19 protein-coding genes are annotated in these 22427 nt (G+C 59.7%); 12 read left to right on the top strand and 7 right to left on the bottom strand.

The genetic code is table 11. The features are described 5' to 3' along the window. Positions 1 to 35: 35 nt before the first annotated feature. Positions 36 to 1100, bottom strand: coding sequence for a class I SAM-dependent methyltransferase (locus BLR72_RS13520; RefSeq protein WP_091949312.1), 1065 nt, complete (start codon positions 1098 to 1100; stop codon positions 36 to 38). 197 nt (positions 1101 to 1297) lie between these two features. Here BLR72_RS13520 and BLR72_RS13515 point away from each other — a divergent pair, with 197 nt between their 5' ends. Genes BLR72_RS13515 through dprA form a run of 4 tightly spaced genes read left to right on the top strand, consistent with a single transcriptional unit; the run spans position 1298 to position 5312 of the window. Then, positions 1298 to 2263 (top strand): aspartate carbamoyltransferase catalytic subunit, encoded by a 966-nt coding sequence (locus tag BLR72_RS13515; protein ID WP_027232506.1) that lies wholly within the window; start codon positions 1298 to 1300, stop codon positions 2261 to 2263. Then, positions 2260 to 3546, top strand: coding sequence for a dihydroorotase (locus tag BLR72_RS13510; protein WP_091949309.1), 1287 nt, complete (start codon positions 2260 to 2262; stop codon positions 3544 to 3546). The genes BLR72_RS13515 and BLR72_RS13510 overlap by 4 nt, the downstream gene beginning before the upstream one ends. A gap of 21 nt (positions 3547 to 3567) precedes the next feature. Continuing rightward, positions 3568 to 4182 (top strand): glycerol-3-phosphate 1-O-acyltransferase PlsY, encoded by a 615-nt coding sequence (gene plsY, locus BLR72_RS13505; RefSeq protein WP_091949305.1) that lies wholly within the window; start codon positions 3568 to 3570, stop codon positions 4180 to 4182. Next, positions 4179 to 5312, top strand: coding sequence for a DNA-processing protein DprA (gene dprA, locus BLR72_RS13500; protein ID WP_091949302.1), 1134 nt, complete (start codon positions 4179 to 4181; stop codon positions 5310 to 5312). The genes plsY and dprA overlap by 4 nt, the downstream gene beginning before the upstream one ends. On the opposite strand, the gene BLR72_RS13495 is transcribed toward dprA, so the two are convergent. Next, a complete protein-coding gene (locus BLR72_RS13495) occupies positions 5280 to 5480 on the bottom strand; it encodes a hypothetical protein (protein ID WP_081815942.1) in 201 nt (66 codons plus the stop codon). The two genes, dprA and BLR72_RS13495, sit on opposite strands and share 33 nt — an antisense overlap. A gap of 323 nt (positions 5481 to 5803) precedes the next feature. Between BLR72_RS13495 and topA the strand changes: the two genes are divergently transcribed. The 5 genes from topA to BLR72_RS13470 are packed head-to-tail and all read left to right on the top strand — an operon-like array spanning position 5804 to position 13120. After that, positions 5804 to 8428, top strand: coding sequence for a type I DNA topoisomerase (topA, locus tag BLR72_RS13490; RefSeq protein ID WP_091949300.1), 2625 nt, complete (start codon positions 5804 to 5806; stop codon positions 8426 to 8428). 9 nt (positions 8429 to 8437) lie between these two features. Continuing rightward, positions 8438 to 10762, top strand: a complete 2325-nt coding sequence (gene rnr / locus BLR72_RS13485; protein ID WP_091949297.1) for a ribonuclease R — start codon at positions 8438 to 8440, stop codon at positions 10760 to 10762. Further along, positions 10759 to 11193: a DUF983 domain-containing protein gene (locus BLR72_RS13480; protein WP_027232499.1), complete on the top strand. Its 435-nt coding sequence runs from the start codon at positions 10759 to 10761 to the stop codon at positions 11191 to 11193. The genes rnr and BLR72_RS13480 overlap by 4 nt, the downstream gene beginning before the upstream one ends. 4 nt (positions 11194 to 11197) lie before the next feature. Further along, on the top strand, positions 11198 to 11941 hold the full coding sequence (locus tag BLR72_RS13475; RefSeq protein WP_091949294.1) for an NUDIX hydrolase: 744 nt from the start codon (positions 11198 to 11200) through the stop codon (positions 11939 to 11941). Between the two features lie 3 nt (positions 11942 to 11944). After that, on the top strand, positions 11945 to 13120 hold the full coding sequence (locus BLR72_RS13470; RefSeq protein ID WP_091949291.1) for an MFS transporter: 1176 nt from the start codon (positions 11945 to 11947) through the stop codon (positions 13118 to 13120). 30 nt (positions 13121 to 13150) lie between these two features. Here BLR72_RS13470 and BLR72_RS13465 read toward each other — a convergent pair whose 3' ends face one another. Both BLR72_RS13465 and BLR72_RS13460 read right to left on the bottom strand, forming a co-directional pair. Beyond that, the gene (locus BLR72_RS13465) at positions 13151 to 13930 is read right to left on the bottom strand and encodes a DUF899 domain-containing protein (RefSeq protein WP_244506697.1); all 780 of its coding nucleotides are present in this window, start codon (positions 13928 to 13930) and stop codon (positions 13151 to 13153) included. Between the two features lie 153 nt (positions 13931 to 14083). Next, positions 14084 to 14491 carry a lysozyme inhibitor LprI family protein gene (locus BLR72_RS13460; protein ID WP_091949288.1) on the bottom strand — a complete coding sequence of 136 codons (408 nt, stop codon included), beginning with the start codon at positions 14489 to 14491 and terminating at the stop codon, positions 14084 to 14086. Positions 14492 to 14866: 375 nt separating this feature from the next. Here BLR72_RS13460 and rpmG point away from each other — a divergent pair, with 375 nt between their 5' ends. After that, entirely contained in the window at positions 14867 to 15034 is a 168-nt protein-coding gene (gene rpmG / locus BLR72_RS13455; protein ID WP_008122896.1) for a 50S ribosomal protein L33, read from the top strand. An 85-nt stretch (positions 15035 to 15119) separates the two neighbouring features. Here rpmG and BLR72_RS13450 read toward each other — a convergent pair whose 3' ends face one another. Both BLR72_RS13450 and BLR72_RS13445 read right to left on the bottom strand, forming a co-directional pair. Continuing rightward, positions 15120 to 16496, bottom strand: a complete 1377-nt coding sequence (locus BLR72_RS13450) for a PleD family two-component system response regulator (RefSeq protein ID WP_091949285.1) — start codon at positions 16494 to 16496, stop codon at positions 15120 to 15122. Between the two features lie 23 nt (positions 16497 to 16519). Continuing rightward, positions 16520 to 16891, bottom strand: a complete 372-nt coding sequence (locus tag BLR72_RS13445; RefSeq protein WP_008122893.1) for a response regulator — start codon at positions 16889 to 16891, stop codon at positions 16520 to 16522. A 270-nt stretch (positions 16892 to 17161) separates the two neighbouring features. Here BLR72_RS13445 and BLR72_RS13440 point away from each other — a divergent pair, with 270 nt between their 5' ends. Together BLR72_RS13440 and BLR72_RS13435 are read left to right on the top strand one after the other, a co-directional pair. Next, complete coding sequence (locus BLR72_RS13440; RefSeq protein WP_027232493.1) at positions 17162 to 17449, top strand: DUF3572 domain-containing protein; 288 nt, start codon at positions 17162 to 17164, stop codon at positions 17447 to 17449. 83 nt (positions 17450 to 17532) lie between these two features. Continuing rightward, entirely contained in the window at positions 17533 to 18849 is a 1317-nt protein-coding gene (locus BLR72_RS13435; RefSeq protein WP_091949282.1) for a DNA polymerase IV, read from the top strand. A 6-nt stretch (positions 18850 to 18855) separates the two neighbouring features. Here the strand turns inward: BLR72_RS13435 and dnaE are convergent, their stop codons facing one another. After that, positions 18856 to 22350, bottom strand: coding sequence for a DNA polymerase III subunit alpha (dnaE, locus tag BLR72_RS13430; protein WP_091949280.1), 3495 nt, complete (start codon positions 22348 to 22350; stop codon positions 18856 to 18858). Positions 22351 to 22427 lie beyond the last annotated feature (77 nt).

The raw sequence follows: 22427 nt of genomic DNA, 5'->3' as shown, positions 1-22427 counted from the left end.
GTCGATATCGGCCGCGTGGGAGAAAACCAGTCGTCTCAACCGACCTTATGCAAAAGCACGACGGCGACAAAGTGTTCATGCCGCCGCGGGTTCGACGCGAGGCTTGCTTCCATTCTGCCGTAAAGCTCATCGACCAACGCTGCCCGGTTCGGTTTGGCGCTGAGTGAGGCTGCCACGGTTGGGCCGGAGAAAGCCCGCATCATGCCGGTCCAGCCGCGCGCAAGCGGTAGTGGATCGCCGGTGCGCTCGAACGCATCCCAATGCAAGTCCGGCCCGGGCAATATTTCCGAGTGCTCGATCCGCAGGCCGGCAAACGCGCCATCTCCCGTTGCAAAGGGCGCCCGGATATCGGCAAGTTTGCGCGGGGCCGTCGGAATATTGATATGCAGAAGATCGTTTTCCGAAAGAAGTCCATCGTGCTTCATGGAGAGCAAGGCGTGCCACAACTCGCTGGTCAGCCACTCCCAGCCAACCCTGTCTTCCGGCCGTCCCGGGAAAAGGCATAGTAGTTTGCCATCATGGCGCAGCTCCCTGGCCCGGCGCTGCAGGAATAGCCGCCAGTCGCGGGCTTGTTGAAGGAGTAATGCCTTGTGAACGTCCTCAAATTTGCTGTGAAGGGCAAAAATGTGGTCGGGAATGTCGACGGGGTGCTGGCTCATCCACTGCATGGTCCAGGAATTCCACCCAAGGTGCACCCGCCCCGGGGGAAAGAGGGGTTCATAGTAGCTGCGCCCGATCGCGGAGGGGAATATTCCCGTCGATCCCGTCATGTAGCTCTGCGGATCGCTTTCGAGGGCATTGAACAGCGATGTGAAGTCATTCGAGGGCAAATCCGTGTGGATCACCTCGATGGAACGCTCGTCACCGGCGCGTGCCCGCAGCGCCTGGATCGCGATGGCTACCGGATCCATCGAGTTCTTGCCCTGAGAAGAGCCGTAGTCGACAATGACGAGCGGTTCGTCGCCGAAGGCGACCGAATTCGCCGCCGATTGCCACAGCGCCAAGGCCGCCGCATTTCCGGCAGCCTGCATCGCCGAATGGCGATTATAGTATCCGCCGCCTTCCATGGCGGCGCGTGTCGGGATAATGCCATCTGACATGCTGCCCCCTCATTGCATCCGCGTCGTCACTGGCAGAGGTGATTGTACGCCTCTTCGACAACAGCAGCAATTGACGCCCGTTGCCGACCCCGCCACCTTTATGCTCCATTGTTCACAGCCATGTTGGCGATCACAAAGGATATGCGCGCTCCGATGCTTGCAGCAGCGGGGCATCGGGCCTATAGGGGGGACTTGCTATGACATTGGAAACGCTCCCACCTCCTTTCGCCCATCGCCATCTGCTTGGCATCAAGGGTCTTTCACCCCAGGACATAACGCAGCTTCTCGATCTCGCCGAAAGTGAGATTGCCGTTTCACGGCAGTCCGAGAAAAAGAAGAGCGTTCTGCGCGGCCGGACCCAAATCAACCTCTTCTTCGAAGCCTCTACACGAACGCAATCGTCGTTCGAGCTTGCGGGCAAGCGTCTCGGGGCCGACGTCATGAACATGTCGGTCGGCAACTCATCGGTCAAAAAGGGCGAGACGCTCATCGACACGGCGATGACGCTCAATGCGATGCGGCCCGATATCCTGATCATCCGCCACTCTTCCGCCGGCGCCGCTGCCCTTCTGGCGCAGAAGGTTGGTTGCTCGGTGGTCAATGCCGGCGATGGGGCGCATGAACATCCGACCCAAGCGCTGCTCGATGCGCTGACGATCCGCCGTGCCAAGGGGAAAGTCGAGCGGCTGACAGTCGCGATCTGCGGCGATGTCCTGCATTCGCGCGTCGCCCGCTCGAATATCATCCTCCTCAACGCCTTGGGCGCCCGCGTTCGCGTGGTTGCACCGTCCACCTTGCTTCCTTCCGGCATTGCCCACATGGGCGCGGAGGTGTTCCACAACATGCAAGACGGCCTGAAAGACGCCGACGTGGTCATGATGTTGCGGCTTCAGCGCGAGCGCATGGCCGGATCATTCGTTCCGTCGGTGCGCGAATATTTCCGCTATCACGGGCTTGACCGCGAGAAACTCAAATATGCCAAGCCCGACGCGCTGGTCATGCACCCCGGTCCGATGAATCGCGGTGTCGAGATTGCTTCGGACGTTGCCGACGGCTCACAGAGTGTCATTCAGGAACAGGTGGAAATGGGCGTCGCCGTGCGCATGGCCGTGATGGAAGCGCTGCTCGACCCCCGCCGCAATGCGGAGGGAGTTGCAGGATGAGCACCACAGTTCTGCAGAACGCCCGCATTGTCGACCCCTCGCGCGGCCTCGACGAAACAGGAACCCTGATCATCGACGGCGACAGGATTGTCGCGAGCGGAGCGGATGCTCGTAACCAGGGCACGCCCGAAGGCGCAACGATAATCGACTGCAAGGGCAAATCTGTCCTCCCCGGTCTTGTCGATGCCCGCGTCTTCATTGGGGAACCGGGGGCGGAACATCGCGAAACGATCGCGTCCGCCAGTCATGCTGCCGCCGCCGGCGGCGTCACCTCCATGATCATGATGCCCGATACCGACCCGGTCATCGACAATGTCGCCCTCGTCGAATTCGTGCTGCGTACCGCGCGCGACACAGCGGTCGTCAACGTCTATCCGGCCGCCGCAGTCACCAAGGGTCTCAACGGCGAGGAGATGACCGAGATCGGATTGCTCCGCGAAGCCGGAGCCGTCGCGATTAGCGAGGGCCGACACTCCATCGCCAATACGCAGTTGATGCGACGGGCACTGACCTATGCGCGCGATTTTGGTGTCGTGCTCGCGCACGAAGCCCAGGATCCCCACCTCGGCGTCAACGGGGTGATGAACGAGGGCCTGTTCGCCAGTTGGCTCGGCCTTTCCGGCACGCCGCGCGAAGCGGAGGTTATCCCGCTCGAGCGTGACATGCGGCTCGCCGCCCTCACCCAAGGCGCTTATCATGCGGCGCAGATCTCGACTGCCATGTCGGCAGAGGTCATCGCCAAAGCCAAGCAGGACGGTCTCAACGTGACCTCAGGTGTTTCGATCAACCACCTGTCGCTGAACGAGAATGATGTCGGCGAGTTCCGCACCTTCTTCCGCCTGCAACCGCCGCTGCGACTCGAGGAGGACCGGCTTGCCATGGTGGAGGCGCTGCGCGAAGGCGTGATCGACATTATTGTGTCGGCCCACGATCCGCAGGATGTCGATACCAAGCGCCTGCCCTTTGCCGATGCCGCCGCCGGTGCGATCGGACTTGAAACGCTGCTCGGTGCGGCGCTGCGGCTGCACCACAACGGCGATGTACCGCTTCTGCGCATCGTCGAAGCGCTGTCGAGCGCGCCAGCCCGGATATTCGGCATCGAGGCCGGCTCGTTGCGGCCCGGCGCCAAAGCAGATGTGACCATAGTCGATCTTGACGAGCCGTGGGTTGTGAAGGAAGAAGATCTGCGGTCGCGCTCCAAGAACAGTTGCTTCGAAGGAGCACGGTTCCAGGGGCGCGTCATTCAGACATTCGTTGCAGGCAAATCAGTCTTCACTATCTAGAAGCCGCCAGGGGGGCGTTGCATGTCGGATTTTTCAGGCGGACCAGCAGGCGTTCCGCTTCTTCTCTTTGCACTGGCCTTCGGCTATCTGCTGGGTTCCATCCCGTTTGGCCTGATTTTGACGCGCATGGCAGGGCTCGGAGACGTCCGCAGCATTGGTTCGGGCAATATTGGCGCCACGAACGTGCTGCGCACGGGCAACAAGAAGCTGGCAGCGGCCACCCTGCTCCTCGACATGTTGAAGGGAACGGCCGCCGTACTGATCGCCGGGATCGCCAGTCCGGAAGCGGCAATCGCAGCGGGCCTCGGTGCGTTCCTCGGCCATATTTTTCCAGTCTGGCTGAAGTTCAAAGGCGGCAAGGGCGTCGCCACATATCTGGGCGTTCTGCTCGGATTGTTCTGGCAGGGTGCATTGATCTTTGCCGCAGTCTGGCTTGGCGTGGCCTATGCCACGCGCTACTCGTCACTCGCCGCTCTTGTCGCGGCCGCGATTGTTCCGATCGCACTTTATATTATAGGCTTGCACCAGATAGCCGTGCTGTTCCTGATCCTTACCGTCATCGTCTTCATCAAGCACCGCGCCAATATCCAGCGTCTCGTCGCCGGCAATGAGGGCAAGATCGGATCCAAAGGGTGAATGACGCCGCGAAAGGCATTCGCCTTTCTGACAGCCAGCGGCTGGCCTGGCTTCGTTTGCTCCGAAGCGACAATGTCGGCCCCGCGACCTTTCGCGATCTCATAGCCCATTGCGGATCAGCCGCTGCCGCATTGGAAATGCTTCCCGAACTCGTTCGGCGCGGTGGAGGGCACCGCCCGATTCGCATCGCTCCGGTCGAGGACGCCATGCGCGAGATGGAAGCCGCGGCCAAAACCGGCGCGCGCTTCGTCGGGATCGGCGAACCCGACTATCCGCGCTACCTGCGGCAATGCGATAATCCGCCTCCCCTCGTGGCAATCAAGGGCAATCCTGACGTTTTCCGGCTTCCGCCGGTTGCTATCGTTGGCGCCCGCAACGCCTCGTTGGTGGGGCTCAAGTTTGCCCGCATGCTTGCGCGAGACCTCGGAGAAGCAGGTTTCGCCGTGATCTCCGGCCTGGCGCGCGGCATCGATACCGCCGCCCATGAGGCAAGCCTCGACCATGGAACCGTCGCGGTCATGGCAGGCGGACTGGACATGCCCTACCCGCCGGAAAATCTTGACCTTTACGCAGCCATATCCAGTCGACACGGCGCTGCCATCAGCGAAATGCCTTTCGGCTGGGAGCCGCGTGCGCGGGATTTTCCACGGCGCAACAGAATCATCGCCGCACTGTCCCTGGGGCTCGTCGTGGTGGAAGCTGCAGAACGATCGGGTTCGCTCATCAGCGCCCGGCTTGCCGGCGAACTGGGACGGCACGTTTTCGCCGTTCCGGGCTCACCTTTCGATCCGAGGGCCAAGGGCACCAACGATCTTCTGAAGAATGGCGCGACGGTGACAACCTGCACGCAGGATGTGATCGACGGCCTCACGCCGCTTGTCGATCGACCGATCGCCGACCCGCCCGCCTTCCTCGCGCCGGAAATCGATTTCCTTTCGCTCAACCCACCTGATGAAAGCGACCGTGACCGGGTGGTCAACCTCCTTGGGCCTGTTCCGACCGAAATCGATGAGCTGATCCGTGCGAGTGGACTGCATCCTTCCCTGATCATGCTGATTCTGCTTGAGCTCGATCTTGCCGGACGTTTGCAACGCCACTCAGGCGGATATGTTTCGCTGGTTTATTCCTGAGTCCGAGCCCGTGTGGCGACGCAACTGGTCGCTGCCCTCGATGTAGGCGATCTCGATGAGGTAGGCCAACATGTCCAACCGGGTGTTTTGGGCCATCGTGCGGAGCTCACCGAGCATCTGCTGAATAAATCTGACGTTCTCGACTGGATTGATTTTGCTTTCGCTCATAATTACATCCTTGAAAAAGCCCATGCTGAAATGGCGCTATATTTGACCAGAAATCGCTTAATGTATAGCTACTTAAGTCCTTGTTTTTTATACTTTGCACACGTACACATCAAATAACCGGCCAAAAATCTCCGGGGCTCTTGCACCGCAAACGACAATACCATTAATTGTATTAGCTCGTTGAGCAACCCGTGGTTGCAATTGTCGATTTTTGAAGCCCAGACCTTGACGTTGCGCAGAAGCCTGTTCATTTCACAGACTTCTGTACCGGTGCGAAACCGGCACTTCTTTAATCAGACAAGGGCAGAAAGCTCGAATCCGTAATGAATCTCGTCGTCGTCGAATCGCCTACCAAGGCCAAATCAATCACCAAATATCTTGGCCCGGGCTACAAGGTCCTGGCCTCGTTCGGCCACGTGCGCGATCTGCCTGCCAAGGACGGCTCGGTCCTCCCCGACAATGATTTCTCGATGTCCTGGGAAGTAAGCTCCGAATCGTCAAAGCGGCTGAGCGATATCATCAAGGCCTTGAAGGAGAGCGACACGCTCTTTCTTGCGACCGACCCTGATCGCGAGGGTGAGGCGATCTCCTGGCATGTGCTCGAGGTGCTGCAGCAAAAGAAGGCAATCGGTACAAAGGCGGTAAAACGTGTTGCATTCAACGCGGTTACCAAGGATTCGGTGCTCGAGGCCATTGCGAACCCCCGCGATATCGATATGCCGCTGGTCGATGCCTATCTCGCCCGCCGTGCGCTCGACTATCTGTTTGGCTTTACCCTCTCGCCCGTGCTTTGGCGCAAGCTGCCCGGCGCCCGTTCGGCTGGACGTGTCCAGTCCGTCACCCTGCGGCTCGTCGCGGATCGCGAGGCGGAGATCGAACGGTTTGTGCGCGAAGAATACTGGACGATTGCAGCGCACTTGAAGACGCCGCGCAACGACCTCTTTGAAGCGCGCCTTGTGGCAATCGACGACAAGAAGCTCGGCAAGCTCGACATCAAGAATGGCGAACAGGCCGGTGAGATTCGCGCCATGCTCGAAGGCGCTTCGTTTAAGGCGACCGCCGTTGAAGCAAAGCCGATAAAGCGCAGTCCCGGACCGCCCTTCACCACCTCCACTTTGCAGCAGGCAGCATCCGGACAATTGGGCTTTTCCTCGTCACGGACGATGCAGATCGCCCAGCGTCTTTACGAAGGCATGGACCTTGGCGGGGAAACTGCCGGTCTCATTACTTATATGCGTACTGACGGCGTTCAGATGGATCCGGAAGCGGTGCAGGCAGCACGCAAGACCATCGGGCGCGTCTTCGGCGACAAATATGTGCCGGAGAAGCCGCGTTACTATTCGACCAAGGCGAAGAATGCGCAGGAGGCTCATGAGGCCATCCGCCCGACCGACTTCAATCGTCACCCCAAGGACATGCGCAAGTTCCTCGATGATGATCAGGCGCGGCTTTATGAATTGATCTGGAAGCGCGCTATCGCGAGCCAGATGCAATCGGCCGACATCGAGCGTACGACCGTCGACATCGAGGCGCGGAACGGTTCCCGCCTGGCGCAATTGCGTGCGACAGGTTCGGTCGTCCGTTTTGACGGTTTCCTCGGAGCCTATGTCGATCACCGCGAGGAAGAGGATGTCGACGAAGACAGCGCCCGCCTGCCCGAGATCAGGGCTGGCGAGGCCCTCGCCCGCGAGAAGATCGAAGCCAGCCAACACTCGACCGAACCACCGCCGCGCTATTCGGAAGCAACGCTCATCAAGAAGATGACCGAGCTCGGCATAGGCCGCCCGTCCACTTATGCGGCAACGATAACGACACTGCGCGACCGCGAATATATTGCGGTCGAGAAGCGCAAACTTATCCCCGAGGCCAAGGGCCGGCTTGTGATCGCCTTCCTGGAAAGCTTCTTCAAGCGCTATGTCGAATATGATTTCACGGCGGACCTTGAGGAAAAGCTCGATGAAATCTCCGACGGCAAGCTCAAGTGGAAAGATGTCCTGCGCGATTTCTGGACCGATTTTTTCGGGTCCGTCGATGGTATCAAGGAACTGCGGGTCACCAACGTTCTCGACGCGCTCAATGAGGAACTCGGCCCGCTCGTCTTCCCGCCGCGTGAAGACGGCAGCGATCCCCGCATCTGCCAGGTGTGCGGAACGGGCAATCTTTCGCTGAAGCTTGGCAAATACGGCGCATTCGTCGGTTGCTCGAACTATCCCGAGTGCAAGTTCACGCGCCAGCTCGGCGGCAGTGAGGCGGCAAACGAGAACGGCAATAGCGGCGACGAGCCCAAGCTTCTCGGCAAGGATCCCTATACCGGCGAGGACATCACTGCACGCAGCGGCCGCTTCGGCCCCTATATTCAGCGCGGCGACGGCAAGGAAGCCAAGCGCGCCAGCCTGCCCAAGGGCTGGACGCTCGAAACGATCGACCACGAAAAAGCGCTGGCCCTATTGTCGCTGCCGCGTGATGTCGGGCAGCACCCCGAAACCGCCAAGATGATTTCGGCAGGCATCGGGCGGTACGGCCCGTATATCGCCCATGACGGCACCTATGCCAATCTCGAAAGCGCCGAGGACGTATTCTCTATCGGGCTCAACCGCGCCGTGACTGTTCTTGCTGAAAAGCAGGCGAAGGGTCCGGGTCGCGGCAGAGGAACACCCGCAGCGCTCAAGCAGCTCGGTGATCATCCTGATGGCGGTCCGATCACGGTGCGCGACGGGAAGTATGGCCCTTACGTCAATTGGGGCAAGGTCAATGCGACATTGCCTAAGGGCAAGGATCCGGCTGTCGTTACGGTCGAAGAAGCGCTTGCCATGATTGCGGAAAAAGCGGGCTCCAAGGGCGGCAAGAAGGCGCCGGCGCGCAAGGCTGCCGCCAAGAAGGAACCCACCGCGAAGAAAACTGCCAAGAAGCCGGCAGCCAAGAAGGTTGCCGCGAAAAAGGCAAGTTAGGAAGCTGAATTGGCACGCCGTATCTCTCCACCCAGCGGAAAAAAGCGGCCTGCCAGTTCCGCAGAAGGCAAGCGCGAATCCTTCTTGCCGAGCCGGGATGAGATTCTTGCCTTTATCAAGGAAAATCCGGACCTTGCCGGCAAGCGCGATATTGCCAAGGCATTCAACCTCAAGGGCGAGGCGCGGATTGTCCTGAAGGACATTCTCCGCGATCTTGCCGACGACGGCCTCGTCGAAAAGCGTGCCAAGCGTCTCGCTCTCCCCGGCAGCCTTCCCAATGTGGCCGTTCTTGATATCACCGGGCGGGAAAGCGACGGCGGGCTCATTGCCAGGCCCGCGGAATGGGACCCCAATCATAATGATCGCCCGCCGGTTGTCTTCATTCGCGCCTCGCGGAACCAGAAAGGTCCTGTCCCTGGCGTCGGCGATCGGGTCCTTGCGCGCATCTTTCATGGCGCCGATGCATCGGGCCATGCCTATACGGCGCGCGTCATCAAGCGGATCGAACATCGCAAGGATGCAGTGCTCGGCGTCCTGCGCAAACTCGACAATGGCGAATGGCGGCTCGAGCCCGTCGAGCGTCGCCAGGTAGAGCTTTCGATCGATCCCGCGCAGCTGAACAATGCCAAGCCGAACGATCTTGTTGAAGTCGAGGTGCTGAAGGTCAGTCGGTATGGGCTCGCATTGGGCCGGATCACGCAAGTCATCGGGTCGGTGGCCAGTGAAAAAGCGCTGTCGATGATAGCGATCCACGAGCACGAGATACCGCACGTATTTCCAGACAGCGTCATCGCCGAAGCAGAGAAGGCCAAACCCGCAACAATGGAGCACCGCGAGGACTGGCGCGCGGTTCCACTGGTGACGATCGACCCGGCCGACGCCAAGGACCACGACGATGCGGTCTATGCCGAGCCTGACGCCGACGAGAAGAACCCCGACGGCTACATCGTCACCGTCGCGATAGCCGACGTCGCCGCCTATGTGACGCCGGGCTCCGCGCTCGACCGTGAAGCGCTGAGGCGCGGCAACTCGGTCTATTTTCCCGACCGGGTGGTGCCCATGCTGCCCGAGCGCATTTCAAATGATCTTTGCTCGCTTAAGGAACTGGTCGATCGCCCTGCCCTCGCCGTCCGCATGATTTTCAGCGCCCAAGGCAAGAAGGTATCGCACAGTTTCCACCGCATCATGATGCGCTCGCATGCGCGGCTTGCCTATCCCCAGGCCCAGGCCGCCATAGACGGTTCCCCGGATGAAAAGACACAGCCGATCCTCGACACCATCCTGCGACCACTATGGGACGCCTACAGCGTCCTGAAGCGCGGCCGGGATGCGCGCGAGCCGCTCGAACTCGATCTTCCGGAAAAAAAGATTCTGCTGACGCCGGAGGGTAAGGTCGACAAGGTCGTCGTGCCCCCACGGCTCGACGCGCACAAGCTCATCGAAGAATTCATGATCCAGGCCAACGTGGCCGCCGCGGAAACACTCGAGCGCAAGAAGCAGCCGCTGATTTTCCGCATCCATGATGCGCCGTCGCTGGCAAAGCAGGAGACGCTGCGGGAATTTCTGCGCACGCTCGACATCTCGCTGGCGCGCGGTGCGGAGCTGCGCCCGAACCAGTTCAACAACATATTGAAACGGGTGGAAGGCAGCGAAAGCCAGGAACTGGTCAATCAGGTTGTGCTCAGATCCCAGTCGCAGGCTGAATACAATCCTGAGAACATTGGGCATTTCGGTCTCAATCTGCATCGTTATGCCCACTTCACGTCCCCGATCCGCCGCTATGCCGATTTGATCGTCCACCGGGCGCTGATCGCGGCGATCGGTCTTGGTTCGGACGGCATCACGCCGAAGGAAGAAGCCGATCTTGCGGAAATTGCCGCGCTTATATCGACGGCGGAGCGGCGCGCCATGGCCGCCGAGCGCGACACGGTGGATCGCCTCATCGCGCACTATCTTGCCGACAAGGTCGGCGCGAGTTTCGAGGGGCGCGTGCAGGGCGTAACCAAGTCGGGGCTCTTCGTTTCGCTTGCGACATATGGTGCCGACGGCTTTATTCCCATTTCAACTTTGGGTGATGATTACTATCTTTACGACGAAACCAACCATGCCCTCTCTGGCGAACGAAGCGGAAAAGGCTTCAGACTTGGCGATGTCGTCGAAGTCAGGCTGGTAGAAGCATTGCCCGTGGCGGGCGCATTGCGGTTCGAAATGCTCTCCGAGCCTCACCCCGTACCAAGCGGGGTACGCTCGCATCACAAGGCAAAGCGCTTCGTGCGCGGAAACCAGAAGCGCCCATCCACCGTCTCCCGCGGAGGGCGAAGAGGCAGAGGATGACGACAATACAGACGTTTGGCGCAGGCACTGGCGAGACGCGGCCCGTTCGTCCCGTGGGACAGGCAATGTGGCGGGGCTTTCGCTGCCGCTGCCCCAATTGCGGCGAAGGCAAGCTCTTCCGTGCGTTCGTCAAGTCCGTCGACAATTGCTCGGTATGCGGCGAAGACTTTACCCACCAACGCGCCGACGACTTTCCCGCCTACATCACCATCACGATTGTCGGACACGTCGTCCTCGGCGGCTTCCTCGCAGTCGAAACCCTCTTTATCCTGTCCAACTGGGTGCACCTCGCGATCTGGGTGCCCTTGACCATCATTATGTCGATTGCCCTGCTTCAGCCGATCAAGGGTGCGATCATCGGTTTGCAGTGGGCAAATTACATGCATGGCTTCGGCGGCGAGACCGACGATCTGGAACCATCGGACCAGTGAGCTCATGGCGGTGAACGGCCAGAACCACGAAGCCGCGGTCGCCGACAAGCGGCGAGCGGCGCGCATAAGGCCCCGCGATGCTGCCTCGCTATTGCTCGTCGACCGTTCCGGTCCAGAGCTGCGGATACTCATGGGCAAGCGCCACATGCGCCACGTCTTCATGCCAGGAAAATTCGTGTTTCCCGGCGGCCGCACCGAAGTGTTCGATGGGCGGGTATCTGCGTTTTCGGAACTTGCGGAGGCCGATCAGGCGAAGCTTCTCGGCGGCATGGGCAGCAGGCCCAGCCTCCAGCGCTGCAGGGCTCTGGCCCTTGCAGCGATCCGCGAGACCTATGAAGAGGCCGGTCTTCTCCTCGGGCGCCGGCATGACGATCGTTCTTTGATCAAGCATCCGGACTGGGCGGCCTTCTCGGAGCGCCGGATCATACCGGACCTGTCCCTCCTTCGATATTTTGCAAGGGCGACCACGCCCCCCGGTGGCTCGCGCCGGTTCGATACGCGATTCTTCCTTGCTTTTCGCGACGCCGTCGCCGATACGCTCCCCGAGCCGACCGGTCCTTCCCAGGAACTCGAGGAGCTATGCTGGCTTCCCTTCGCGCAGGCAAGGCAACTCGACATTCCCGAAATTACCCGGTTGATCATCAAGGAGGCGGAGACTCTCCTCGGCGAGAATCCGTCACTGACACCCGGCAATGCCCTTATTCAATACCGCATGAAATATGGACGATTCGTCCGAGAGGTCTTTTGATTCATGGATTCAATGCAGACGGCTGAACAGGTGAAGGTTCAGACCCACTGGCGCGCACTCGTCGCTGCCATTGCTACCATCAGCGCCGTTGGCGTTGCCATTGGTCTTGGTATTCCGCTCCTCAGCGTCATTCTGGAAAGTCGCGGTCATTCGGCAACCATGATCGGCCTGAATGCGGCCGTCGCCGGCATTGCGTCCATCGTCGCCGCGCCTTTCGCAGCTCCGATTGCAGCCCGACTCGGTGTCGTACCAACCCTGATCGGAATGCTTCTTATCGGCGCCTTCTCCTTTGTCGGATTTCATTTCTTCACCGACTTCTGGATGTGGATGGTGCTGCGTGTCTTCCTGCACTTCGCCTTGACGATGCTGTTCATCCTTTCCGAATACTGGATCAATGCGGCGGCCCCGCCCGAGAAGCGCGGTCTGGTACTCGGCATCTATGCCACCGTACTTTCGATGGGATTTGCGCTTGGCCCCTGGCTGTTTTCGCGCATTGGCAGCACGGGAATCATGCCTTTCGCGGTGGGCTTCGGGATCATTCTGTTCGCGATACTGCCCGTGCTTCTCGCATGGAACGACAGCCCGGACTTCAAGGAAGAAGAACATGTGCCCTTTGCGCCATTCATCTGGGCGGTCCCTACTGCCACGGCAGCGGTCTTCGTGTTCGGCGCGGTCGAAACGGGAGGCTTCGCCCTCTTCCCGGTGTTTGGCTCGCGCATAGGCTATAGCGAAGCCAATGCTGCCCTGCTGCTCACGACGATCGGGCTCGGCAACGTTCTTTTGCAAATTCCCATCGGTCTTCTCAGCGATCACGTCAACGATCGCCGCAAGATCCTGCTTGGTTGCGCCCTGATCGGGCTTGCCGGCATGTGCATTCTGCCGTTCATTTCGAGCAACTGGTATATCGTCGCCGCCCTGCTTTTCGTCTGGGGCGGCGTGGTTGCCGGCCTCTACACGGTCGGGCTCGCGCATCTCGGATCGCAATTGACCGGCCGTGAACTCGCCTCCGCCAATGCAGCGTTCGTTTTCTGCTATGCGGTCGGCATGCTGGTCGGACCGCAGGCGGTTGGCGCCGGCATGGATGTTCTCGGGCCCAAAGGCTTTTCGATCACCCTCGCCGTGTTCTTTGCCTTCTACGCGCTTCTCGTCGGATCGAGGCTTCTGGCTCGCCGGGACTGAACCCCGGCGACCAGTTATGTATCTACCGCTTCATTTCTTGTTGCGGAACGCCGCCTCGCCTGCATCCGAGACTTCGACCCATTTCTTGTCGGGCGCGGCATTTGGCACATAGGCGTCGTGCCAGTTCCACCATTTGTAGGTGGGTGTCTGCGGATAGCCTTTGGGCGAATCCTCCCAGACTTCCTGCCGGCCAAGCGGCGTGATGTCGAGGTAGTTCCAGGTACCCCCCATCTGCTCGTCGCCGCGATTGTTGATGAAATATGTACGGAAGATGCGATCGCCGTCACGGTAAAAGACGTTCGTTCCGTGCCATTCGTCGACGCCGAAATCCGCATCGAACCCGTCGGTGACCGTGACCCAGGGTATCCCCCAGCCCATTCGCTCCTTCAGGCGTGCGATATCTGCCTGGGGCGCACGCGAAACGAATACAAGCGTCGTGTCGCGGGCATTGAGGTGGGCGACATGCGCAACCTGGTCGGCCACCATCGAGCAGCCTCGGCAGGCATGTTCCGGCCAGCCAAAGACGCCGGGTTCGAAAAAGGCGCGATAGACGATCAGCTGCCGGCGGCCATCGAACAGGTCGCGCAAGCTGACCTTGCCGTCAGGTCCTTCGAAAGCATATTCCCTGTCGACTGACATCCACGGCATGCGTCGGCGCTCGGCAGCAAGGGCGTCGCGTGCCCTTGTGTGATCCTTCTCCTTGACGAGCAGCTTTTCGCGCGCCGTTTCCCACTCCTGGGGCGATACGACTGACGGCGTATGCATTCCGGTCGTGCCGCTGGCGTTGCCGCCTTTGATAGATGAAGCCATGATGTTATTTCCTCCTGATCCTGGCAATGCCGCGCCTATTTCGCGCGGCAATCATGCGGTCATGAGCCAGTCTGGCACCGGAGACTGGTAGTGCGCGAGTAACAAAGGTGACGGCATTGCGTTTCAGCCACGCTCAACCCACCCCTAACCCCGTCAGTTTGCCGCCGGCACCGGACAATCCAGATCGCCATCCGTACATTTGAGATAGCCCTTCAGGTTCTCGATGCGCATTTGTGTCATGCCGTCGAGGCACGAGCTGGAGACAAACGGATATACGGTACCGGCAGCTACGCGTGAACTCGAGAAATTGCATTCGGCATCGCGGAAGGCCACCCATGCCTTCTGCGCTGAAACGAGAAGCTTTGTCGTGTCCGTGTCGTCTTTGAGCCGCGCCTCGATCTCCTTATAGAGCTTGTTCAGTTCGGCGTCGGATTTTGCATAAGCTTTCCCGGCGCACACGTTCATTTCCGTCTGATTGTTCAGATCGCCGCAATTGCTCTGTGCCGAGCCGAGACCGGGTATCGCAAAAATCATGGCGACAGTCAGAAGTGAAACTTTCATTGGTGAAATTCTCCGCCAAACGATGGTCAGATGGGAGGATTAGAACCCGCGAATCGCGCCCGAGCCAGATGCAATTGCCAGTTTCAACGTCAGCGTGTGTCCGGCAGCTACCTTTAATAGAATTTCGCCATTTCGTCATTTGAAAAGCTGCCACGCGGCACACCTATGCGTTCGAGCACATACTCGAACAGCGGCGAGCTTAGTGATGATCGCCGCAACCGGGTGTCGGGTCGATTTGGAGGAAGTATGCCGTGAGCCAATCGAGTGGGCTTGACTTTCGGCGCCATTCGGTTAAGTGTCCGGCCGAATTTCCGCTTATAGCCACGCTGCTGGATTTGAATAGCGGTCCTCAACAATCAGAACAGGTAAACTGAAATGGCTAAGGCTGCGAATATCAAGATCAAGCTTCTGTCGACCGCTGACACCGGTTTCTTCTACGTCACGAGCAAGAACAGCCGTACGAAGACGGAGAAGATGTCCTTCCGCAAGTACGACCCGGTTGCGCGCAAGCACGTTGAATTCAAGGAAACCAAGATCAAGTAATCTTGGGTCATCCAGATCATCAAAATGCCGCCCCAGGGCGGCATTTTTGTTTGCAACTGGGTGTTCTTGTTCGGATAGAGGCGTACTAGGCGGCGGCTGAGACAACACGGTTGCGGCCGGCGGCCTTGGCATCGTAAAGCGCGTCGTCGGCGCGCTTGAGGAGCGCTGACACGCTGTCACCGGTCGGCAGCACGCTGGCGATGCCGACACTGATCGTCACGGGCACGCTGATCGCATTCTTGTTGACTGGAAACGGTGTGGAGGCGACTTCGCGCCGGATACGCTCGGCGACGACGGCAGCAATTGACGTATCCGTGTCCGGCATGACGATAAAGAACTCCTCGCCGCCGTAACGGCTGGCAAGATCGCTGCCGCGAACATTGCGGCGCAGGCGCTTGGCGAACTCGCGCAACACCTCATCGCCGCCATCATGGCCGTGCGTGTCGTTGATCAGCTTGAAGCGGTCGATATCGGTCATGAGCACCGACAGCGGCCGACGCCGCTCCACCGCGCGCTTGAACAGCGTTGCCAGATGCGTTTCAAGATAAAGCCTGTTGTGCAAGCCAGTCAGGCTATCGGTCACCGCCATTTCGTAGGTCTTGACGACGCTCGCGCGAAGACCGTCATGATAGGCCTTGCGCCGCAACTGCGTCCGCAGCCGCGCCAAAAGTTCGTTGGGATGCAGCGGACGCATTACATAGTCATTGACGCCAAGCTCCAGGGCGCGGCGGATCAAGGTCTCCTCACCCGGTCTGGCGATAAGGATAATCGGCAGCGAGCGCGTATTGTCGAGCGAACGCAGCTGGGCACAAATGCGCAGCGGATCGAAATCGGACAGATTGGACGATATGACCAAGCAATCATAGTTGCCCTGTATCGCATCGAAGAAGCCGGTCTGCGGGTCAATCTGGACATCAACGACCGCAGTTACCCCAAGGATCGACTGGATGCGCTCGGCGCTTTCCAGCCGCTCGTCGATGAGCAGTACGCGCGCTTTCTTGTTGCCACCGTCCTTGCCCGGGAAGCGCAGAATCGATTCGAGCCCGACATCGCGCGTCGTCGCCACCCGAAGCCGCAGTTCGTCAGTCAGGTTCTTCAGCCTTACCAGGCTTTTCACCCGCGCGAGGAGTTGCAGGTCGTTCACCGGTTTCGTCAGAAAATCATCCGCGCCGAGGTCGAGGCCGGTGATACGATCCTTCTCGCCGTCGAGCGCGGTGACCAGCACGATCGGAATGTGGGCAGTCGCTGCACTCGATTTCAGCCTGCGGCAGACTTCGAAGCCGTCCATGCCGGGCATCATGATATCGAGCAGGATGACGTCGACGTTGCTGGTCTCGCAAATATCGATCGCCGCATAGCCGTCGGTAGCGGTCACGACTTCGTAGTATTCCGCCGTCAGCCGCGCTTCCAGCAGCTTCACATTTGCGGGTACATCGTCAACGACAAGAATGCGGGCCGTCATATTTCACTACTCCGAACTGACGGTTACGCGTCGCCAAGATAAGATTTTATGGTTTCGATGAACTTCGGCACCGAGATCGGTTTTGAAATATATGCTTCGCAACCGCCCTGCCGGATGCGCTCTTCATCCCCCTTCATGGCGAAGGCGGTGACAGCGATAATCGGGATGACGTGGAGATCGTCGTCGGCCTTGAGCCATTTGGTGACTTCTAGTCCGGAAACTTCCGGCAGCTGTATGTCCATGAGAATGAGATCGGGCCGATGCTCGCGCGCAAGATCGAGCGCTTCCAGCCCGTTGCGCGTACGGATGGTCTCATAGCCGCTGGCTTCGATGAGATCGCGAAAGAGCTTCATGTTCAGCTCATTATCCTCGACGATCATTACTTTCTTCACCATTGGCAAATTCCTGTTGACCATGCTCGAAGGCGCATGCCACCTGCCGAATTCCATGAGACAAAGATCAGCAGCAACTCCGCTCCAAGGATACATTTGATATCGGCGGATGATTGATGAAAAGGTAACTCCGCACACCAATCCAGATATGCTGTCGATCATGTTTAACCAAGGATTTATTCAACAACTTCTTTTGCTCATATTCAACCGCATGTGGTTGCGGGTGCAGCAGAAAGATCGACCGCGATGTGCGACATTGAGGAACGTACCCAGATGAAAAATCAGCTCTCTCTCGACGACGCGCAGCAATTCGCGATCGACGCCCTGGTATTTCTGGCGCAAGACAGCGAGCTGCTTTCCCGCTTCCTCGCGCTGACCGGGATCAACGCCGACCAAATCCGCGCCGCGGCAGGCGAGCCAGGCTTTCTCGCCGGCGTTTTGCAATTCTATCTTGGTCACGAGCCCACCCTGATGAAATTCTGCGAGACGAATGGAACCGACCCCGCCACCTTTCAGGCTGCGCTTCGTCTGCTTCCCGGTGGACGGACCCAGGAGATGTAACCGGTTCATAATCGCCAGCGCGATATTGCGCGGACTCAGCCGCTTCGGTAAGCTGGCGACGTTCCTTTTATGTTCCGAGCATCATGGCCTCCCTCAACGATCCGCGATATGGCTTTTGCCGTGACTGTATGGCCGCCCAACGCGCGGAAGGCCGCCGCTGCCACGTTTGCGGCAGCCCGCGCGTGCTGCGTCATCCAGAGCTGTACAGGCTGAGCATCGCCCATGTTGACTGCGATGCTTTTTATGCCGCGGTGGAAAAGCGCGACAATCCCGAGCTTCGCGACAAGCCCGTCATTATCGGCGGAGGCAAACGTGGCGTCGTTTCAACAGCTTGCTATGTTGCGCGCATCCATGGCGTGAAGTCGGCAATGCCAATGTTCAAGGCACTGGAGGCCTGCCCGAACGCGGTCGTTATTCCACCCGATATGGAGAAATACGTCCGCGTCGGCCGAGAGATACGCCAGATGATGCGCGATCTGACACCGATGGTGGAGCCGCTGTCGATCGACGAAGCGTTTCTCGATCTGGCGGGCACAGAACGGCTGCATCACGATCCGCCAGCGCGGGTGATGGCGAAGTTTTCAAACCGCGTGGAGCGGGAAATCGGGCTCTCTGTCTCCGTCGGCCTCTCCTACTGCAAGTTCCTCGCAAAGATCGCTTCCGACTTCGACAAGCCGCGCGGGTTCTCGATTATCGGCGAGGCCGAAGCGAAGGACTTTCTTGCCGACAAGCCGGTGACAATGATCTGGGGCGTCGGCAAGGCTTTCGCCGCGACGCTGGAGAAGGATGGCATCCGCATGATCGGCCAGTTGCAGACCATGGAGCTCGGCCCGCTCATGGCGGCATACGGCACGATGGGCCAACGGCTTTACCGGCTTTCGCGAGGCCTCGACACGCGGCGCGTCGAGCCGAATGGCGAGAGCAAAAGCGTGTCGGCGGAAACGACCTTCAACGAAGACATCGGGTCCAGGGACGAACTTGTGGCGATCCTGCGCTCGCTATCCGAAAAGGTCTCGCGCCGTTTGAAAGCGGCCGACATTGCGGGTCGCACGGTCGTGCTCAAGCTCAAGACACGCGACTTCAAGTTGCGCACCCGCAATCGCCAGCTCGCTGATCCGACGCAGCTTGCCGATCGCATCTTTCGCACCGGCTGCTCGCTCCTTGAAAAAGAAATCGATGGTACGAGATTTCGCCTAATCGGCATAGGCGTGAGCGATCTCAGCGATGACGGACGAGCCGACCCGAAGGATCTGGTCGACGTGCAAGCTACGAAGCGCGCCGTGGCCGAGAGCGCCATCGACAAACTACGGGGCAAGTTCGGCAACAATGCCGTCGAAACCGGCTATACGTTCGGCAAGATCAGGACACCGCCCAAGGCTTCGCCCGAGGAACTGGAGTGAGCGACCCTACCCCATCTCGACTTCGACGATGCCCGGAATGGCCTTCATGGCGCTCGCAACCTGCGGTCCGACCCGGTAGCGATTGGGAAGCTCGATCTCGACTTCAGTCGCGCCGTTTTCCTTGATCAGTACGAGACTGACGACCTGGCCGTCATTCTGCGGCGCAAGATAAGGCGCAATCGAGGTCAGCGGCGCGCTGGAGCGCATGTAAAGCCGCAACGCCTTCTGCATGCGCGTTGCCTCATCTTCCAGCGACTGCGCGGTCTGGATGCGCAGGCTGATCCCTTCCGGACGGTCCTCCGCACCGACAGTCACCACGACCGACTTGCCGGGCTCGAGCAAATCTCGATATTGCGACAGCGCTTCGGAAAAGAGCACGGCTTCAAACTGGCCGGAGGAATCCGAGAACTGGATGATTGCCATCTTGTTGCCGGTCTTCGTCTTGCGCTCCTGCTTGGCAGTGATCGTGCCCGCCAGCCGCCCCGCATTGGCGCCGCGCTTGACCGCCGCCTGAAACTCGAGCCAGGTCTGCACGCGCAGCTTTTCGAGGATAGGCCTGTATTCGTCGAGGGGGTGGGCAGAAAGGTAGAACCCTGCCGCCTCGTATTCGCGCCGCAGTTTTTCCGCCGAAAGCCAGGGCGCTGCCGCAGGCAGTTGCAGCGTTTGCGCGCCCGAGGCCATGCCGCCGAAAATATCCGCCTGCCCGCTCAGGCTGTCTTCCTGGGTGCGCTGCGCATGGCCGATGATGCGGTCGAGCCCGGCAATCATGGCGGGGCGCTCGCGACCGAAACAATCGAAGGCGCCGGCATTGATGAGACTTTCGAATACGCGCCGGTTGACGACGCGCGGGTCGATGCGCTCGCAGAAATCCTCGAGGCTGGCATAGGGCGTCGCGCCACGTTTTTCGACGATATGGTCGACGGCCGCCTCGCCGACGCCCTTTATGGCCGCGAGCGAATAATAGATCCGGTTCTCGCCGACTTCGAACAGGCGATAGGATGTGTTGACCGAGGGCGTCACCACTTCGATACCCAGCCGAACAGCTTCTCGCCGGAAGTCATTGAGCTTGTCGGTATTCGACATGTCGTAGGTCATCGACGCGGCGAGGAATTCGACCGGATAATGCGCCTTCATATAGGCGGTCTGGAACGACACGATCGCATAGGCCGCCGCATGCGACTTGTTGAAGCCGTAATCGGCAAATTTCGCAAGAAGATCGAAGATAAAATTGGCCTGCGGCTTGGTCACGCCGCGCTCGACCGCGCCATCGACGAAGCGCACGCGCTGCATGTCCATTTCAGCGCGAATCTTCTTGCCCATGGCGCGGCGCAAAGAATCGGCTTCGCTCAGCGAATAGCCGGACAGTTCCTGCGCGATCTGCATCACCTGTTCCTGGTAGATGATGACGCCTTGCGTTTCCTTGACGAGATGGTCGATCTTTGGATGGATCGACGCCATCTCCTCGTCGCCGTTCTTGCGGGCGTTATAGGTCGGGATATTCTCCATCGGGCCCGGGCGATAGAGCGCGACGAGCGCGATGATATCTTCGATCCGGTCCGGCCGCATACCGATCAGCGCCTTGCGCATGCCGGTACTTTCCACCTGGAACACGCCAACCGTCTCGCCGCGCGAGAGCATCTCGTAGGTCAGTTTGTCATCGAGCGGCAGATTGGAAAGGTCGACCGCGATCCCGCGCCGCTTGACGAGGTTGACCGCTGTTTGCAGCACGGTCAGGGTCTTAAGGCCGAGGAAGTCGAACTTCACCAGTCCAGCTTCTTCCACCATCTTCATGTTGAACTGGGTGACCGGCATGTCCGAACGCGGATCGCGGTACATCGGCACGAGTTCGGACAGCGGCCGGTCGCCGATGACGATGCCGGCTGCGTGAGTAGAGGCGTGGCGATAAAGGCCTTCAAGCTTGAGCGAAATATCGAGCAGCCGCTCGACCACTGGCTCCTTGTCGCGCTCCTCGCGAAGACGCGGCTCATCCTCGATGGCTTTCGACAGCGTAACCGGATTGGCGGGATTGGCCGGAACCATCTTGGTCAGGCGGTCAACCTGGCCATAGGGCATTTCGAGAACGCGCCCGACATCGCGCAGGACGGCGCGGGCCTGCAGGGTGCCGAACGTGATAATCTGCGCCACCTGATCACGGCCATACTTGCCCTGGACATAGCGGATGACTTCATCGCGCCTCTCCTGGCAGAAATCGATGTCAAAGTCCGGCATTGATACACGATCGGGATTGAGAAAGCGCTCGAACAGCAGCGAGAAGCGCAACGGATCGACGTCGGTGATCGTCAGCGCATAGGCGACGAGCGAACCTGCACCCGAGCCGCGACCTGGCCCGACCGGAATGTCGTGGGCCTTTGCCCATTTAATGAAGTCAGAAACGATGAGAAAGTAGCCCGGATATTTCATCCGGGTGATGATCGAAATCTCGTGTTCAAGCCGTTCTGCATATTGCTGTGGCGTATGGCCGTCAGCCAGGCCCTGTTGCTGGATACGCTGGGCAAGCCCCTCCCGCGCCTGCCGGGCGAGTTCATCGGCCTCCGCCTGGAGCGCCGCATCGGGATCATCGCTTTCGCCGGTAAAGCGCGGCAGGATCGGCGCGCGTTTCTCTGGATAATAGGAGCAACGCTGCGCTATCTCGACGCTGCTTTCGATTGCCTCCGGCAGATCGGCGAAGAGCGCTACCATCTCCGCTTCGCTTTTCAGATAGTGGTCCGACGTGAGGCGGCGCCGGTCGTCGATGGAAAGGAGCGAACCCGAGGCAATGGCAAGCAGCGCATCGTGCGCCTCGTAGTCTTCGCTTTTTGAAAAGAACACATCGTTCGTCGCTACAAGCGGCAATTCCAGCTCATAGGCCAGTTCGACCTGCGCTGCCTCCAGAGCACGATCGTACCCCGCATGTCGCTGTAATTCGACGTAGAGCCTATCCCCGAACTGCGACCGCAACAGGCTCAGGCGCTGGCGGGCCCGGTCACTGCGGTCGTCCTTGATCGCTTTGGCGATCGGCCCCTCCGGTCCACCCGTCAAGGCAATGATGCCGTCGGCTCTGCCGGGAAGCCAGTCCGCCGCGATGTGAATTGGATCGCCAGCAGGTGAATCAAGGTAGGCACGGCTCACGAGGCGAACGAGATTGGCATAGCCCGCCTCGGTGGCAGCGATCAGTACGAGCGGGGCAAGACCAAGCGCCTCGCGCCGATTGGCGCTCCGGCTTTCTTCGGCCTGGTCGTGGAAAGCAATGTCGAGCTGGCAACCGATGATAGGCTGCAATCCTGCTTTCGAACCCTTCTGCGCAAACTCGAGTGCGCCGAAGAGGTTGTTCGTATCGGTGATTGCCAGCGCCGGAAACTTGCTGGCAACCGCAAGATCGATGACCTTGGGAACCTGCAATGCGCCTTCGAGCAGCGAATAGGCGGAGTGAACCCTCAGGTGGACGAATCGCAGCGCCTGCGCATTTGCCTTGCCGCCGCTATTGCCCTGCCCGTCTGCCAATTGTCGTCTCCGGATATTGAACGGAGAACTGATTCACCGCTGCGGCATAGTCGAACAAGCGCCACACGGTGTCCACC

Origin of the sequence: Phyllobacterium sp. YR620 (genome assembly GCF_900104165.1) — a bacterium.
Taxonomy (GTDB): Bacteria; Pseudomonadota; Alphaproteobacteria; order Rhizobiales; family Rhizobiaceae; genus Phyllobacterium; species Phyllobacterium pellucidum.
This window is presented reverse-complemented; position numbering and strand designations above follow the sequence as displayed.